At 63.5% G+C, this 15,146-nt stretch carries 12 protein-coding genes; 1 reads left to right on the top strand and 11 read right to left on the bottom strand.

Features of this window, described 5'->3' with window-relative positions; translation table 11 throughout:
• Positions 1–4 precede the first annotated feature (4 nt).
• Entirely contained in the window at positions 5–1,225 is a 1,221-nt protein-coding gene (locus HZB53_06590; protein ID MBI5877298.1) for a DegT/DnrJ/EryC1/StrS family aminotransferase, read from the bottom strand.
• A 1,094-nt stretch (positions 1,226–2,319) separates the two neighbouring features.
• Here HZB53_06590 and HZB53_06585 point away from each other — a divergent pair.
• The gene (locus HZB53_06585; protein MBI5877297.1) at positions 2,320–4,308 is read left to right on the top strand and encodes a dehydrogenase E1 component subunit alpha/beta; all 1,989 of its coding nucleotides are present in this window, start codon (positions 2,320–2,322) and stop codon (positions 4,306–4,308) included.
• 125 nt (positions 4,309–4,433) lie between these two features.
• Here the strand turns inward: HZB53_06585 and HZB53_06580 are convergent, their stop codons facing one another.
• The 10 genes from HZB53_06580 to HZB53_06535 form a co-directional block, all read right to left on the bottom strand.
• Positions 4,434–5,558: a c-type cytochrome gene (locus HZB53_06580; GenBank protein ID MBI5877296.1), complete on the bottom strand. Its 1,125-nt coding sequence runs from the start codon at positions 5,556–5,558 to the stop codon at positions 4,434–4,436.
• Between the two features lie 9 nt (positions 5,559–5,567).
• Positions 5,568–6,065 carry a Rieske 2Fe-2S domain-containing protein gene (locus HZB53_06575; protein ID MBI5877295.1) on the bottom strand — a complete coding sequence of 166 codons (498 nt, stop codon included), beginning with the start codon at positions 6,063–6,065 and terminating at the stop codon, positions 5,568–5,570.
• A 9-nt stretch (positions 6,066–6,074) separates the two neighbouring features.
• Entirely contained in the window at positions 6,075–6,869 is a 795-nt protein-coding gene (locus tag HZB53_06570) for a hypothetical protein (GenBank protein ID MBI5877294.1), read from the bottom strand.
• A complete protein-coding gene (locus HZB53_06565; GenBank protein MBI5877293.1) occupies positions 6,869–7,618 on the bottom strand; it encodes a cytochrome b N-terminal domain-containing protein in 750 nt (249 codons plus the stop codon). The genes HZB53_06570 and HZB53_06565 overlap by 1 nt, the downstream gene beginning before the upstream one ends.
• An 84-nt stretch (positions 7,619–7,702) precedes the next feature.
• Complete coding sequence (locus HZB53_06560) at positions 7,703–9,142, bottom strand: c-type cytochrome (protein MBI5877292.1); 1,440 nt, start codon at positions 9,140–9,142, stop codon at positions 7,703–7,705.
• Between the two features lie 65 nt (positions 9,143–9,207).
• Complete coding sequence (locus HZB53_06555; protein ID MBI5877291.1) at positions 9,208–11,145, bottom strand: FAD-dependent oxidoreductase; 1,938 nt, start codon at positions 11,143–11,145, stop codon at positions 9,208–9,210.
• Between the two features lie 71 nt (positions 11,146–11,216).
• The gene (locus HZB53_06550) at positions 11,217–11,891 is read right to left on the bottom strand and encodes a response regulator transcription factor (protein ID MBI5877290.1); all 675 of its coding nucleotides are present in this window, start codon (positions 11,889–11,891) and stop codon (positions 11,217–11,219) included.
• A gap of 2 nt (positions 11,892–11,893) precedes the next feature.
• Entirely contained in the window at positions 11,894–13,303 is a 1,410-nt protein-coding gene (locus HZB53_06545; GenBank protein ID MBI5877289.1) for a PAS domain S-box protein, read from the bottom strand.
• Between the two features lie 252 nt (positions 13,304–13,555).
• Positions 13,556–14,404: a transposase gene (locus HZB53_06540; GenBank protein MBI5877288.1), complete on the bottom strand. Its 849-nt coding sequence runs from the start codon at positions 14,402–14,404 to the stop codon at positions 13,556–13,558.
• A gap of 242 nt (positions 14,405–14,646) precedes the next feature.
• Positions 14,647–14,853: a hypothetical protein gene (locus HZB53_06535; GenBank protein MBI5877287.1), complete on the bottom strand. Its 207-nt coding sequence runs from the start codon at positions 14,851–14,853 to the stop codon at positions 14,647–14,649.
• Between the last annotated feature and the right edge of the window lie 293 nt (positions 14,854–15,146).

Genomic DNA, 15,146 nt, shown 5'->3' with positions numbered 1-15,146 from the left:
GTCGTCACCCTTTCGAATAGGCTGCGACCACTTTGCGTACAGCGGCGATGATATCGTCCAGATCGGCGCGCGTTAGATCGGGGTAGAGCGGCAGCAGCAGCAGTTCGCGCGCGATACGCTCGGCCACGGGCACGCTGGCTGCGCCGCAGCGTTCACGGAAGAGCGGATGGGGAGGCAGGAACTCCTCGCGGCCCATGACGACATTACCGATGCCCTCAGCCGTCAGCGCCGCCGAGATCCGGTTGAGGGCTTGCCAGGGCGCGCCATCTGACCCGAAGCATCGTTCGTCGCAGCGCACCGCATAGTACGCGTAGGACAACTCGACGTCCGGCCACGGCTGCGTCCGGCGCAGCCCGGGCACGCCGTGCAGGCCCGCAGCGAGATACTCGCTATGCGCCTGGCGCGCCGCGCGCAATCGCTCGGCCTTGCGCAATTGGGCGAGCGCGAAGGCCGCGTGTAACTCGGACATACGGTAGTTGTTGCCGACCCGCACGATGCGATAGCCGGCTGCGCCGGCGGCTTGCGGGCCTTTGTCCTTCCCGTGATCGCATATGGAACGAGCGATCGCGGCCAACGCGTCGTCGTCGGTGGTCAGCATCCCGCCTTCGCCCGCCGCGGTGAGTATCTTGGATTCCTGAAGACTCCAGCAGGCCATGGCGCCGATCGTGCCGGCTTTCCGTCCGCGATAGACGGTGCCGAAGGCGTGGGAGCAGTCCTCGATCACCGTCAGCCCGTGCGCCCCCGCCAGCCCCATCAACTCATCCATCGCAACGGGATGGCCAAACCAGTGCACGGGCACGATCGCGCGCGTGCGCGGCGTAATCCGCTCGGCGACACACTCCGGATCGAGCGAAATCGTGTTGTCGTCCACGTCGGAGAACACCGGCGTCGCGCCCACCATCAAGACGGTGTAAGCCGTGGAGGCGAAGGTCAGCGGCGGCACGATGACCTCGTCGCCCGGGCCGACGCCCGCTGCCACCAGCGACGCGTGCTGGGCGGTGGTGCCGGAATTGAAGGCGACGGCGTGTTTGGCGCCGGCGTACGCGGCGAAGGCGGCTTCGAGCGCCCGTACCTTGGGCGCATCGGGATAGACGGAGCAGAAGACACCGCTCTCAAAGACATCCAGCACTTCGCGCAGTTCCTCGTAACCGTAACTGGCGCGAATGAACGGCAAAGGCGCGGACCGCACTGGTGTTCCGCCGTCGATGCTCAATCTGTCGCTCATACCAAGCTCCCTCGGCTCAGATGGGATTGCGCCAGGATTCGCCTCCCCCAATGCTAGCGCATTTTGCAAAAACATCGGGCCCGCCATGCGGTTCGCCGTGTAGGGGCAGGTCTTTGACCTGCCCGTCGGACAGGCCAAAGGCCTGTCCCTACATGCGGCGTACAGCCCTGCGGCATATGTCGGATTATTCCGCAAACTGCGCTAGGCTGCTTGCCATTATCCAGCCGTGAAAATGATTGGCGCGGCGCGAGCGCGAGTGAATCGTTTCAGGCTCCTGTGAGCTCCTGCGCGACTTCGGCAATGCTGCTATCGACGATGGCGAGCATATCATCGATGTCGCTCTCGGTGGAAATGAGCGGCGGGCCCAGCGCAATCCAATGTGCACTGGCGCGCATCAGCAGTCCATTCTTACGCCCGGCCGCGCGGCGGTCGGGATGCTTGACCGGACCGCACGTCCGGCGCGCTCACGACCTACCGCTCACGGTCAATCGCCGCGTGAGCGCCGGTCGCATCGCACTGGCTCCTGACGTTCTCTCCCACACAGTATCACATAGCTCTTCGCTGTGCGATTGCAGGAGCCGCCGTAGGTCCACCCAGAATCCACAAAGCTGCAACTGTTTACTCGTCTCGTAGATTCGGTGACAAACAAGGTAGCAGAGTCGATTGTGATTGTCAAGGATCTACAAATCGCATCACTCGTTTACGAGCTGTAGGTAAGCAAGCTAATCGTTGGCAGGGGTATACCGCAAAAGTGTCGGGATCGTATGGCCAGCCAAATCGTCATTCCGGCACGTTTTTGGCCGGAATCCACTCAAATAGGTGGCACCGGTTATGGAAATAGTGGATGCCGGCTAACTACATGCCGGCATGACGATTGGTCGCAGCCCCGACAGTTTGGCGGTATACCCGTTGGCAGATATATGTTACATCTCCTATAATCGTTTGCGTTGAGTCACGCTTCGATCATCGCGTGGCAGCCGCGCGGAAGAGCGGCTCCACAGCCCGTCAGATGTCTGATCAAACGGCCCCACGCCCGGCTCATCAGCTAAACCGGAATCACCTTGCAGTCTATCCGACCGATAGGAGTGCGTGCCATGTCTCACTCGCTCAAGGACACTGATCTCATCGAACTCTACCGTCTCATGCTGCTCACGCGACGCTACACGGAGCACGTGCTGGGTTGGTACCGGGCGGGACGGCTCGTGCAGGGTCTGCACCCGAGCATCGGTCAGGAGGCCGTCGGGGTCGGCGCTTGCTACGGGCTGCGCGCAGGCGACTGGGTTCATCCATCGTTGCGCACGACCGAGGCTTTCTTCGTCCGTGGCGTCTCTCTGCGACAGCATGTCGCCGCCATGAATGGGCGTATCGGCGGCATCTCGCGGGGCAAGGATACCTCGCATCACGCGGGCTATCCCGATCTCGGCGTGCTGGCCGGCACGGGCCTGGTGGGCAGCCACGTCCCCGTTTCCGTCGGCGCCGCGCTGGCGCTCAAGATGCAGGGTACGGATAACGTCGTGATCAACTTCTTTGGCGACGGGGCAAGCAATCGCGGCGATTTCCACGAAGGCTTGAACCTGGCGGCCGTGCTCCAGGCGCCGGTCGTGTTCGTCTGCGAGAACAACGGCTACGCCCAAACGGTGCCGGCCAGCATCGGCATGCGCATCGCCGATGTCGCTCAGCGCGCCGCCGGGTACGGCATGCCCGGCGTGATCGCGGACGGTCAGGACGTCCTCGCGGTCCACGAAGCTGTACAGACTGCCGTCGAGCGCGCGCGCGCCGGCGGCGGGCCGACGCTCGTCGAGTGCAAGACCTACCGCTTCGAGACCCACTATCCCACCTTCCCGGAAGAGCGCCCGGCCGACGAGGTCGCGCGCTGGAAGGCGCGTGATCCGATCCACCTGCTGGGTGCAACCTTGCGCTCACGCGGTATCCTGAGCACCGAGGCCGCCGAAGAGATGGATGCGGCGATCCATGCGGAGTTGGCCGAAGCGATCCAGTATGCCGAAGACAGCCCATGGCCGGAGCCGAGCGAAGTAACGCAGCACATCTATGCCGAGCAGGCCGCGCCGCCGGCTAACGCGGCACCCGCCGTATCCGCTGCCGAAACGTCGCAGACCGTTGAAGAAGCGCTCAATACCGCCCTTCGCGAAGAGATGCGGCACGATTCGAGCGTATTTGTGTTTGGCGAGGACGTGGCTGCCTATGGCGGCGCCATCGCCAGCGTCACGCGCGGGTTGCAGGCGGAATTCGGCCCGGCACGCGTGTTCGACACGCCGATTTCGGAGTCGGGCATCATGGGGATGGCGGTGGGCGCCGCTATGCTGGGTATGCGCCCCGTGGTTGAAATTCAGTTCACCGATGCGGTCCCCATCGCGCTGGATCATATCGTCAATACGGCTGCGAAGGTCAGCTACGTCCACAACGGCCGGATGTCCGCGCCACTGGTCGTACGCCTCGTCAACTTGCGCTCCGGCACCGTGTACAGCAGCCAGTCGTTCGATGCCTGGTTCATGCATGTGCCGGGATTGAAGGTCGTCGCGCCCTCCAATGCCGCCGACGCCAAAGGGCTGCTCAAAGCCGCCATCCGCGACCCAAACCCGGTCGTATTCATCGAGAGCAAGCCGCTCTACGCTCGCCGCGGCGCCGTGCCGGCGGGGAATGTCGTCGTCCCACTCGGGAGCGCAGCGGTAGCGCGCAGCGGGCGCGATGTCAGCGTGGTAACGTATGGCAGTATGGTACCCTACGCCCTGGAGGCGGCGCAGCTACTCGCCGAACAAGGCATCGACGTCGAGGTGGTCGACTTGCGGAGCCTCGCGCCACTCGATACCGATGCCATCCTGGCTTCCGTCCGCAAGACAGGCCGGCTGGTAATCGCCCACGAAGCCGTCAAGACGGCCGGCCCGGGCGCGGAGATCGCAGCCCTGGTGGCTGAGAACGCCATGGCCGCGCTCAAAGCGCCCATTCGGCGCGTCGCCAACCCGGGCGTGCCGGTGCCGTTCAGCCCGGCGTTTCATCCGGTCGTCCTACCCGATACCGATGATATCGTGGCCGCAGTGCATGCGGTCGTCGAACGCAAGGCGTAATGGGCGACGCCAATTGGGACGAACCGCACGAACTGCATCGGAAGGCCGCACGCGCCTCGTTCAGCAGTTGCCCGCCGAGCGAGAATCGGCGCGCAGAACCTTGTTAGCCGATTGACTCGATCCTACTATCGCCACGTCCGCATCAACGCGATGACGTACTTGAGTTGCTCTTCGCTCAGTATGCCTTGGAAACCGTTCATCGCCGTGCCGGACCTGCCCGCCACTAGAAACGTGACGAGTTCCGCATCGGTCTTGGATTTGACGAAATTGCTGCCGCGCAAGTTCTTGCCCATGCCGCCGCTGCCATCCGAGGCGTGACAGGACGCGCAGTTGCTCTCGAATATCTCCTTGCCCAATTCGGATGGGGGCAGGAGAAGCAGTAGGCGCGCTTCGGCTTCGGACAGATGATTCTGTTTGACCAGGTCCACTACGGCTACGATCTCGGCTTGTTGGGCGGAGTTCGCCAATGGGATGGCCGCGCTCAGAAAAAACGCCGCGTCAACGCGGTCGAATTGGCGCAGCGCGTATAGTGCGCTGTTGATCTGGGTCGCCAGTGTCGCTGAGGGCGTCACCGTGCGCCCTGCGCGCCACGCGGCAAGCAGTGCCACCACATCGTTGATCTGCCGGGGCGAGAGGACGGTGCCCCACGTTGGCATCCCCTTAGCCGGGCGGCCGTGCGCGATGACATCGCGGTACCACCCGTCGTCAAACTCCTTGAGCCGCCTGGGATCGTTCAACGCGGGCGCCCGCGCGGTGCCCTGTCCGTCTTCGCCGTGGCAAATGAAGCAGGTGTTCGCAAAAACGCCTGCGCCGCGCACGGGGTCGGGCGCACTGGTGACGGGCTTGACGTCCGGCGCGGTCGGCTCCCAGGCGCGCAGGTAGGCGACGACCTGCGCGGCTTGCTGGTCGGTGAAGGGCCCGCCGAACGCTTGTCCCCACGCCGGCATGACCGAGCCCGGCACGCCCGTGCGAATCAAGCTGACGAGCGTCTCGTCCGCCGTCGCGTTGAGGAACGCTTTTGAGTTGAGCGCAGGGCCAAGTTTGCCCTCGCCCTGGTCGCCGTGACAGGCGGCGCAGTTTTCGGCGTACAGTGTGTTCCCCGCGGCCCGGGCCTGGGCGCGGTCCGCCGCCTCGACGCTCCGAATGCGCGCCGGCTCGAAGCCCAGAGTAAGCTGGAACGTAATGGCGATCGCCAGCGTGAATACGACTCCTGCGGCGACAAGTGGGTTATGATTCTCTCGCGGTCGCATCGGCGGACCTCATGCGGGGTAGAAGACTTGGGCGCGTTCAAATGCCGCGCGCTCGGTCGGCCGGCTCGTGTCCACAAGCAGTTTGCCATCCTTGACGCTGAGCGGGAATAGGTCGAGGGGGCGCGGCGCCGGACCGCCGGTCACTTCGCCCTGCCGGTTGAACACCGAACTGTGGCACGGGCAAAGAAATTGACCCTGCTCTTCGCGCCACGGCACCGTGCAGCCGAGATGCGTGCAGCGCTGCCAGAGCGCAAGCATGCCGCCGTCTGCGAGGCGTGAGATATAGCAGCGGCTTTTTTGGACGTACGTGACCGTGCCCGGTCGGAACTCGTCCAGATTGCCGGCAACCACCTTGCTTCCAAAACCGCCCGCGTCAACGCGCGGCTGCAAGAACTGGAACAACGCGGCCAAGCCCTGCCCGGACAGTCCCAGGGTCGAAGCGCCCCACAGCACAAGCAGGAAGTTCCGACGCGTGAGTTTATCGTCTCTGATCGTCTCTGCCATCATGCCACCTCCTTACAGCCCATCCCACGGATTGTAGCCGCCCGGCATTTGCCACGGCCAGTACAACTTGAACCCCGGGCCGCGGAACAGAAAGCCGCTCACGGTGAACACAACGGCTGAGACGAGCATGACCGTAAACAGCACCAGCATGATCTGATGCGTCGTCGTCTGGCGTTGCCGCAGGGCGAATGCGGGCAGCGCGACGAGCAGCGCGAGGATGCCGCCGGGCAACAAGCCCTGCGCCACCCACTGGGGGGCGCCCGCGCGCAGCAGTTCACGCAGACTGAATGCGTTGTCGAGCACGACATACGCGCTCATCACGAACAGCGTGTACAACGCCGTCCACGCGACGATCTGCTTGTCCCGCGCCGAGCCAAACCACACGCCCGCCTCCGCGCTGGAGCGGTCGATGTACGGCAGCACGACGAGAAACAGAACGAGGACGGCGGGAATGATGACGCCCGCCAGCAACGGGTGCATGTGTTCCAGCAGTTCCTGCAGGCCGAGAAAATACCACGGCGCTTTGGCGGGGTCGGTCGTGACGAACGGGTTGGCAATTTCCTCCAGCGGCGCATGCTTGACGAGCGAGAACAGGAAAATCGCGAGCGTCACGCCGAGGAACAAGACGATTTCCCGCAGCAGTACGCTGGGAAAAGCAAAGAGCGTGTCATCCGGCCCTTTGTCGACCATGGCGCTCTCGCCGCGCACGAGCTCGACGAGCGCGTAGGTTTTGCTCGTATGCTTGGGGAAAATCTCGTCGGTGATCGGCGTTTGATTCGCCATACTGGACCCCTGGTGGTCGGCCATCAGTGTTCACTGCTCGCGGCCCGCTGGTCATTGGCCGCCAATCCGCCGTCCTTGCGCACGCGCCATAGGTGCACCGACACGAACAGCGTGATCAGCAGCGGTAATATGGCGATGTGCAGGGTGTAAAACCGAAGGAGCGAGTTCTGCCCGACTTCGCCTCCGCCGAGCAGCATCTGGCGCGCCGCCGGTCCCGCGACCGGCGCGTAGCCTGCGATGTTCGTGCCGACGGTGATAGCCCAGTACGCCAGTTGGTCCCACGGCAGCAGATAGCCGGTGAAGCTCGCGCCGAGCGTGAAGAGGAGCAGCGCCACGCCGATCAGCCAGTTGAACTCACGCGGCGGCTTGTATGCGCCGGTGTAAAACACGCGCGCCATGTGCAGGATCACGACGAGCACCATGGCGTGCGCTGCCCAGCGGTGCATGTCCCGTGTGAACTGGCCGAGCGGGACGGACAACTGAATCTCCTTCATCGTCGAGTACGCGCGCTCCACGGACGGCACGTAGTAGAACATCAGCAGAACGCCGGTCCACACGAGCACGGCGAACAGGATCGCGGAAATAACGCCGAGTCCGAACGAGTACGCCCAGTGCAAACTCTTGCGGCTGACCTTGACCGGGTGCAGGTGGAGAAAGACGTTGCTGGTCATCACCAGCGAGCGGTCAAGCGGATTGTCCGGCCAGCCGTGTCGAAAAAACGAGCGCCACACGCGCGATTCGCTGATGCGCGCCAGAAGCGATGTGCGGGTCATGGTAACGTCCAAATCCCCACCTCCAAATCCCAACAACCAACTGCCCAAGGGCTGGCGGTTGTTGGGATTTGGAAGTCTCAGTGTCTACTTCACGGGCAAGGTTTGCGCGTACGCCGCGATGTTGGCGACATCCTCCAGCGTCCAGTTCATGCCATAACCGGAAGGCATCGGCTCGCCGGGCTGCCCAGCCAGCACCTTGTGGAAAAACTCCCACGGGTTGTCCGCGGCCAGCGTGCCCACGAACTCCGGCGCGGCGGCATCGCCGAAGTTGAGCTTCTTGCCGTCGTTGCCGTGACAGGCGGCGCAGGTCGCGCTGAACCTGGCTTTGCCTTTCACGGGGTCGCCCTTCGCCGACTTGTCCGCGTTGATGTAGGCTGACGGGTCTTTCATTTCCTTCTGGATGAACGTGACCAGCGCCTGGAGGCTGGGGGCATCCATCCCCTTGGAAAAGTCGTGGTTCGCATTCTTCTTCCCGTTGAGCCAGGCCGTCAACTCATCCGCCGAGAGTGTGGCGGATTTCAGCAGACCGCCAAACCCCGTCTTGTGCGACCCGGAACCGTACGCGCCGTCCTTACCTTTGTAATCCCATCCGTGACACTCTTTGCAGCGCCAGCTGTCGGCGCCTTTGCGCGTGTTGGTGCTCTGCGTCTTCCAGAGCGGTTGATCGGTCGTGGGAGCTTCCGCACCCGTTACTTCCCACCACGCGTCGTAGAGGCGGCCGCCATCGCTCGCGCCGACCGTCTTGGGCAGCGTCTGCGCGTAAGCCAGCACATTCGCATAATCCTGCGGTTTCCACTCGTTGCTGATGCCCGAAGGCATCGGCCAGCCAGGCTGGCCCACGCGCACCTTGTGGATGAATTCCCATGGATTGTCCGCCGCGAGTTGTGCGACAACCTCCGGCTCCGCGATCGTGCCGAAATTGATCGCATTGCCATTCGGCCCGTGACAATTGACACAAACCTTTTCATACTGAGTCTTGCCCGCAGCCGCGTCGCCGCCTTTGGCGGTTTTGTCGGCGTTAACGAGCGTGGCCGTGTCGATCTGCACTTGCGTGATAAAGAGCGTCAGGTCAATCAGGTCCTGCTCTTTCAACACTTTGGAGAAATCGTGATCGGCGCTGGTCTTGCCTTTGAGAGCGGCCAGTACATCGTCGGCGGCTTTGCTCTTCGCGCCCACGATGCCAACGAAGCCCGTCTTGTGCGAGCCCGAGCCGTACGCGCCGTCCTTGCCTTTGTAGTCCCAACCGTGGCATTCTTTGCAGCGCCAGGTGTCGGCGCCTTTGCGCGTGTTGGTGGTCTGCGTCTTCCAGAGCGGCTGGTCGCCCGCCGGCACTTTGACTTCGATGACTTCCCACCACGCATCGTACAATACGCCGCCGCGCGTCCCATCGCCCTGCAATTTCGCTGCGGCCGTGGCGGCGGGCTGGGCGGCCGTAGGTTGGGGCGCAGGGGTCGATGGCGCACAGCCATTCACCCACGCGCCCGTCAACACCAACCATCCCAAAACGAAAAAGAAATGCTTCATCGAACACCTCCTGTTGAGTATTGGTGGCCGATCATTTGCCGGGAACGATCTGACGGGCCGGCGCGTCAGGCATGCTCGAACGATATCGCTTCGGTGAAGCGGAACGCTTCCATCCGGACCGCTTCAGTGGGGCAGCGCGCGGCGCACAAGCCGCAGCGAACACAGCGTGTCGGGTCAAGCAGCATCGCGGAGGCTGCGCCCCACTCACGGGTGCGGCTCTGGATGACGGCGGCGAGGTGGTCGTCGCCGCTCAGCGCGGAGGCGCGCACGAGTTTCAGGCAATCCATGGGGCACACGTCGACGCAGCCGTTGCACGCGATACACAACTCGCCGTCGAAAATCGGGTTGAGCGTGCAGATGAGACAGCGTGCACCCTGCGCGCGCGCGGTAGCCTCGTCGTACCCCATTTCGACGCGCGCGACCCCGATGCGCCGCGCGACCGGCAGCGCGGGTGGCTGTTGGCGCGCCTGGCGTAGATAGCCGCGCAGCGGCCCGACGTTCGGATATTCGCTTTTGGCGATCGGCGTGAAGAAACCTTTGCGGATGAGGCGCGGCTGGACGTTTTGCAAATACGAGTGCATGCCGCGCGCTGCGCGTTGTCCATCGGCAACCGCGTTGACGATCAGACGCGGACCAAACGCAATATCGCCTCCGGCAAACACGCCCGGCGCGCTGGTCATTAGCGTTTCTCTGTCAACGGCCAAAGTGCCGCGCGGCGTAACCTCTAGGCCGTCTTCAGGATGCACCCATTCGAACGAACCGGTCTGTCCAATGGAAACGATCACGCTGTCACATTCCCAAACCTTCTCGGTGCCCGGGGTCAGCTGCGGATTAAAGCGTCCGCGCTCGTCAAAAGCGCGTGCGACATTCAGCGTTTCGAGTCCGATGGCATGCCCCTTCGCCCCGAGAACGCGCTTGGGCGCAAAGTGATTGTGGATCGCGATGCCCTCTTCTTCGGCTTCGGCAATTTCCACCGGATTCGCGAGCATTTCGCTCCGGTCTTCGACGACGAGACACTGCACCTCGCGCGTCGTGCCGAGGCGAAGCGCGGCGCGCGCCACATCGAGTGCGACCTCGAGGTCGCCGCCCGATTGAGCAGGATGACCCAAACGGGCAGCGGTGCGCGCCACGTCCATCGCCACGTTGCCGCCGCCGATCACAAGCACGCGTTTGCCTAGGTCAAGGTTGTATCCGCCGAGGTTGACGTTGATCAAGAAATCCACCGCGCGCAATACGCCGTCGAATTGCTCACCCTCGACGTTGAGGTTGCGGCTCTTGTACGTGCCAATCGCGAGGAACACCGCCTCGAAATCGCGGCGCAGATCCGCGAGTGTGAAGTCGCGGCCAATGGCTTGCTTGAGTTTGAGTGTGGGCCCGAGTGTGAGGATCGCTTGAATCTCAAGGTCAATCAATTCGCGCGGCAAGCGGTATGCGGGAACGCCGAGGCGCAACATGCCTCCCGCCATAGGCGCCGAGTCGAAGAGCGTGACTTCGTGACCCAGCAATGCCAAATCGTGAGCGCAAGAGAGGCCGGCGGGGCCGGCGCCAACAATGGCGACCCGTTTGCCGGTTTTGGGGCTGCGCTGGCGGGCGGTGACGAGTCCGCTGCGGCTGGTCGGGAATGTCGTGTTGCCGAGGTCGAACGCATTGGTCGCGCCGACATATGCGGGCCAGGCTGGCGCTTGGCGCGGCTGACCGCTCTCGCCGAGATACACGCCATAGCGGTCGTTGACGAACCGCTTGAGCGCGCGAATCGCGACCGGCGCGTCGATCTGGCCGCGCCGGCACGCGGCTTCGCACGGCGCGCCACAGACCCAGCCGCACGTCGAGGCAAACGGATTCGTCTCGCGCGCGATAAGGTAGGCGCGTTCGTACTCGCCGCGCGCAATCGCAGTGACGTAGGCACGCCCGTCGGTGCGCACGGGACAGGCGTTCTGGCACGCCACACCCTGCTGATAGAATGTGAGGTCGGGACAGGCGACGCGGTAGGATGGTTCGGTCATCAGACACCTACCGCCACTATATCAGATGAAGGTGTAGATCAGGTGTAGGAACAATGTGAAGACGGTGGAGGTTATTCTAACCGATAGCCGAACCCCCGCTCGGTGATGAGATGTTTGGGGTCGCCCGGATCGGCTTCGATCTTCTTGCGCAGCGTCCAGATAAAATGCTTGACGTGCTCGATTTCGCCGGCATACTCCGCCCCCCACACCTGTTCGAGGAGCGTCTCGCTCGGCACGGGGCGCTTCGCATGGTGCGCGAGCAATTCGAGCAGGCGATACTCCGTCGGCGTGAGTTCGACGGCGCGCCCGGCGACGCTCACGCGCCGCTGGTCGAAATCAATCGTCAAATCGCCGCTCGTCAGGCGATGGGTCGGGCGGCGTCCACGCTCAACGCGCGCCAGGACGGCGCCAACGCGCGCCATCAGTTCCGCGAAGGAGAACGGCTTGGTCACATAGTCGTCTACGCCGAGGCGAAAGCCGCGCAGCTTGTCGATCTCTGTGCCTTTCGCGGTGAGCATGATGACCGCCGCGGGCGATTTCTCGCGCAGCCGCCGGCACACTTCCCAGCCGTCCATGCCGGGCATCATCACGTCCAACACGACAAGGTCAGGACTGGCTTCGGCGGCGAGTATCAGCCCGGTGGGTCCATCGGGAGCCGCCTGCACGCGATAACCCGCCGCCTGCAACTGGCTGGACAACAGTTCACGCAGGACGGGGTCGTCGTCAATCAGGAGGAGCGTCTGCATGCTCACCTCGCGGCGGGCAGTGTGAACGAGAAGACGGCGCCGCCGTCGGGATGATTCTCCGCCCAGATGTGCCCGCCCTGCGCGTCAACCAGGCGGCGGCAGATGTAGAGGCCGAGGCCGTATCCATAGACGGGCTGCGCGTCGCTGCTGTCAGTACGGTAAAATTTGTCGAAAATGCGTTCCAGCGCGTGCGGCGGCACGCCGGGACCGAGATCGCGCACGCTGAGCGTGACGTGTGTTTCGTCCGCACGCGCCTCGATCAGCACGTCGTTGCCCGGCGGCGAGTACTTGTCCGCGTTATCGCACAAGTTGGCAAGCACCTCGGCGACGCGGTCGCGATCGGCGAAGACGAGCGGCAGTCCGGGCTTGGTCGGCAGGCGGAACGCCCGTCCGCGTGTGCGCATTTGTTCGGCGACTTGCTGAACAATCGGCAGCACGGAAACGGGTTCGGGATGCAAGGCGAGCTGGCCCGATTCGATGGCCGCCGCGCTGAGCACCTCGCGCGCCAGCCGGTCGAGCCGCTGAGTTTGCTGGTTCAGAATCGCCACCATGCGCGTGCAGGTGGGGTTCATCGCCCCGCAGTCTGTTTGGATGCGTTCGACGGCGCCGGCCATATTGGCCAGCGGGGCGCGCAGTTGGTGTGCGAGGAGAGAGACAAAATCGGAGCGCATCTGGTCGAGTTCCTGCAATTCGACATTCGCGCGCGCGAGTTCTTCGACCTTCTCCGCGAGTTCACGCGTGCGGGCAGCAACCTGTGCGCTCAGACTGTCGTTGAGCCGCTGGATATCTTCGGTGCGGCGTTTGCGCTCGCTGACATCGCGCAGGATGACGGACATGCCGAGCGGGTTTCCCGCATCGTCCGTCAAGCGCGTGGCGGTCAGTTCCACGGCCACTTGATGTTGAGCGGCATCCTGGCACGTCGTTTCGTGCCCGCGCACGAATCCCGCAGATTGCACCGCCTCCGTGAGCCAGTGCGATTCGACTTGCGCGGCATCGCCGCTGCCGAGCAAATCGGCCAGCGGCCGTCCGCAAATCTCCGCAGGCGAAAAACCAAAGAGCATCTCTGCGCCGCGATTCCACGATCCAATGCGTCCATCCGGATCAAGGCCGAGAATCGCGTCGGCGGACGCAGCGCTAATCGAGGCGAGCCGGCGCTCCGTCGCGCGGGCTCGTTGCTCGGCGCCTTCTTTTGCCTCCAGCCAGGACGCGAGCCGGCGAGTGATCAACCACGCAATCAGCGGCACGACGGTCGCGTAGAAAACGACGTCCACGCCGAAATACGCGACGTCACCGAAGACATTGTGCACCCAGTGCGCCAATCCAAATTCGAATAGTACTGCCACGATGCCGAGCGCCACAGGAAGCGTCCATTGAATGCGACGCATACGCGCGGACGGTGGAGCGAGGAGCATAGGCAACCTCCCAAGCGCAGCGACAACTTACTGCGCGGTCAATGGCAGGATTATACTTGACATGCCGGAGCAATCAAGTAAAGCAGTTAGCGGCGGGTGGGGCTTTAACCCCAATACCTTTCCAAATAAGCGATTAGGCGACTTTCTGGCATACTGGAGGAACTGACATTCCACAGGATACCAGGTGTAGTGACCCCCAAAAACTGGACACAAAAACGGCGGTTGAAACGACCCTGTAGCGCGCCACAGGGTTTATGGCCGCCGCCGTTGCTGGTGAAGCTGGTTGAGCGTTGCAGTCCGCGGTGGTGCGTCGGCTTCGCGGAAGAGATCCAGCGCAATGCGCGCCCGGACATGCGCCGCCGTGCGCACGCGGTAGACCGTCTGCTGCATCTTGCGGAAGCGCCGATTCGACCGTTCGACCGCGTTCGACGTCGCGCCCATCAGTCGATCGTCCAGAAAGGTCAGCGCTTTTTCGATTGGAGCCGCAAACAACCCTTTCAACACCTGGCGCAAGGACTTGAAGCGCTGGACGCGTTTGCGCAACGTGGCCAATTTGGCCCGCGCCGTCTCCGTCCGGCAGCGGCGATCAAAGAGTTGGTAGATCTGATCGCAGATCGCACGCAGCGCGCGCAACTGCGGCTGGCCGCGTGTGATGCGCGTGAGCGTGGCCTGCTCGTTGGCCGTCAGCTCACGCTGCACGAACAGGTGGCGATGCTCAAACAGGTCGCCGATCTTGGTCTGCAGGCGTTGCCGCTGCTGCGCCCGCGTGCGGTTCGCGCCGCGGGGCCGGCCGCGCTTGAGCACGGGTTGGCGCGCCGCTAACTGCTTGCGCACCTGCGCCACGGCACGTACCACAGCCTGGTGCAGGTCCTTGCTGACATGAAACACGCAGATCTGATGTGGCAGCTCACCCCAGACCGCTTGGATCGCGCCCGGATACAACGCCGAACCATCGGTCGTGATGCCCTTGACACTCAACTGGCGCGCCTGCACCATGGCCGCAAACGGTTGGAAGAAGGCGATGATATCCGCCTGCGTGGGGCTGTGCGTCAGCACGTGGTAGTACAGCCGCTTGAACGTGCGATTGTCGACCAGCGACAAGATACAATACGGACCGTCATACAGCTCGTCGGCGCTCAGATAGCCCGAAAAGTCCGTCAGCGCCCAGTCCAGATAGTCGCGCGTCCATCGTTCAGCCGCCCTTTTCCCCCCCAGCCTCCACCCAGTTCTGGATGGTGGCGAAGGGGACGAACACTCGATGATCACGCCAGAGGTGCCAACTGGCACCGCGGTAGGGTAAGCCGTCTTCCACCACTAAACCACGAAGCGCACCGCGAGGCTGATCACGCGGTGTGTGTGTAGCGCGCGTTGGCCGGCGCCAGGTCGCTCAGATCCATACTGAACGTGCGGCCACAGCCGGCACAGACATGCTGCGAATAGGTGACCACCAATTCATGCGTCCGACCGGACACCAGCTCACCCAGATCGTGCAACTGCCGCTGTAGTGCCGGTTGCGCCGGGCGGCGTAGCCGCAGTGCGGGCAGGTACATTGCTTGGCGTTGCGATCAATGGCGATGAGCACCGGCTTGGGCAGGTCTTCAACGCGCGCATACGCGGTATCGGGCTTGTACTCACCGGGTCCGAGCCGAGCGGTGACTTTGGCCGGTGGGGTCCAGCAATTCTCAATTTGGCTTTGTACGGGTACTTTCCAATGCCGCTTGCGATGCGCTGGCTCTCAGGCGCTTGTCACGCAAGCTGGCCCGCCGAAAAAGTGGCGCTGCCCTCCCCCCCGACCCCTTCCCAACTTCGTTGGGAGGGGGCGAGATTCTTAGGGGAGGTGCGC

The sequence above is a fragment of the Chloroflexota bacterium genome (assembly GCA_016235055.1).
GTDB lineage: Bacteria > Chloroflexota > Anaerolineae > JACRMK01 > JACRMK01 > JACRMK01.
This window is presented reverse-complemented; position numbering and strand designations above follow the sequence as displayed.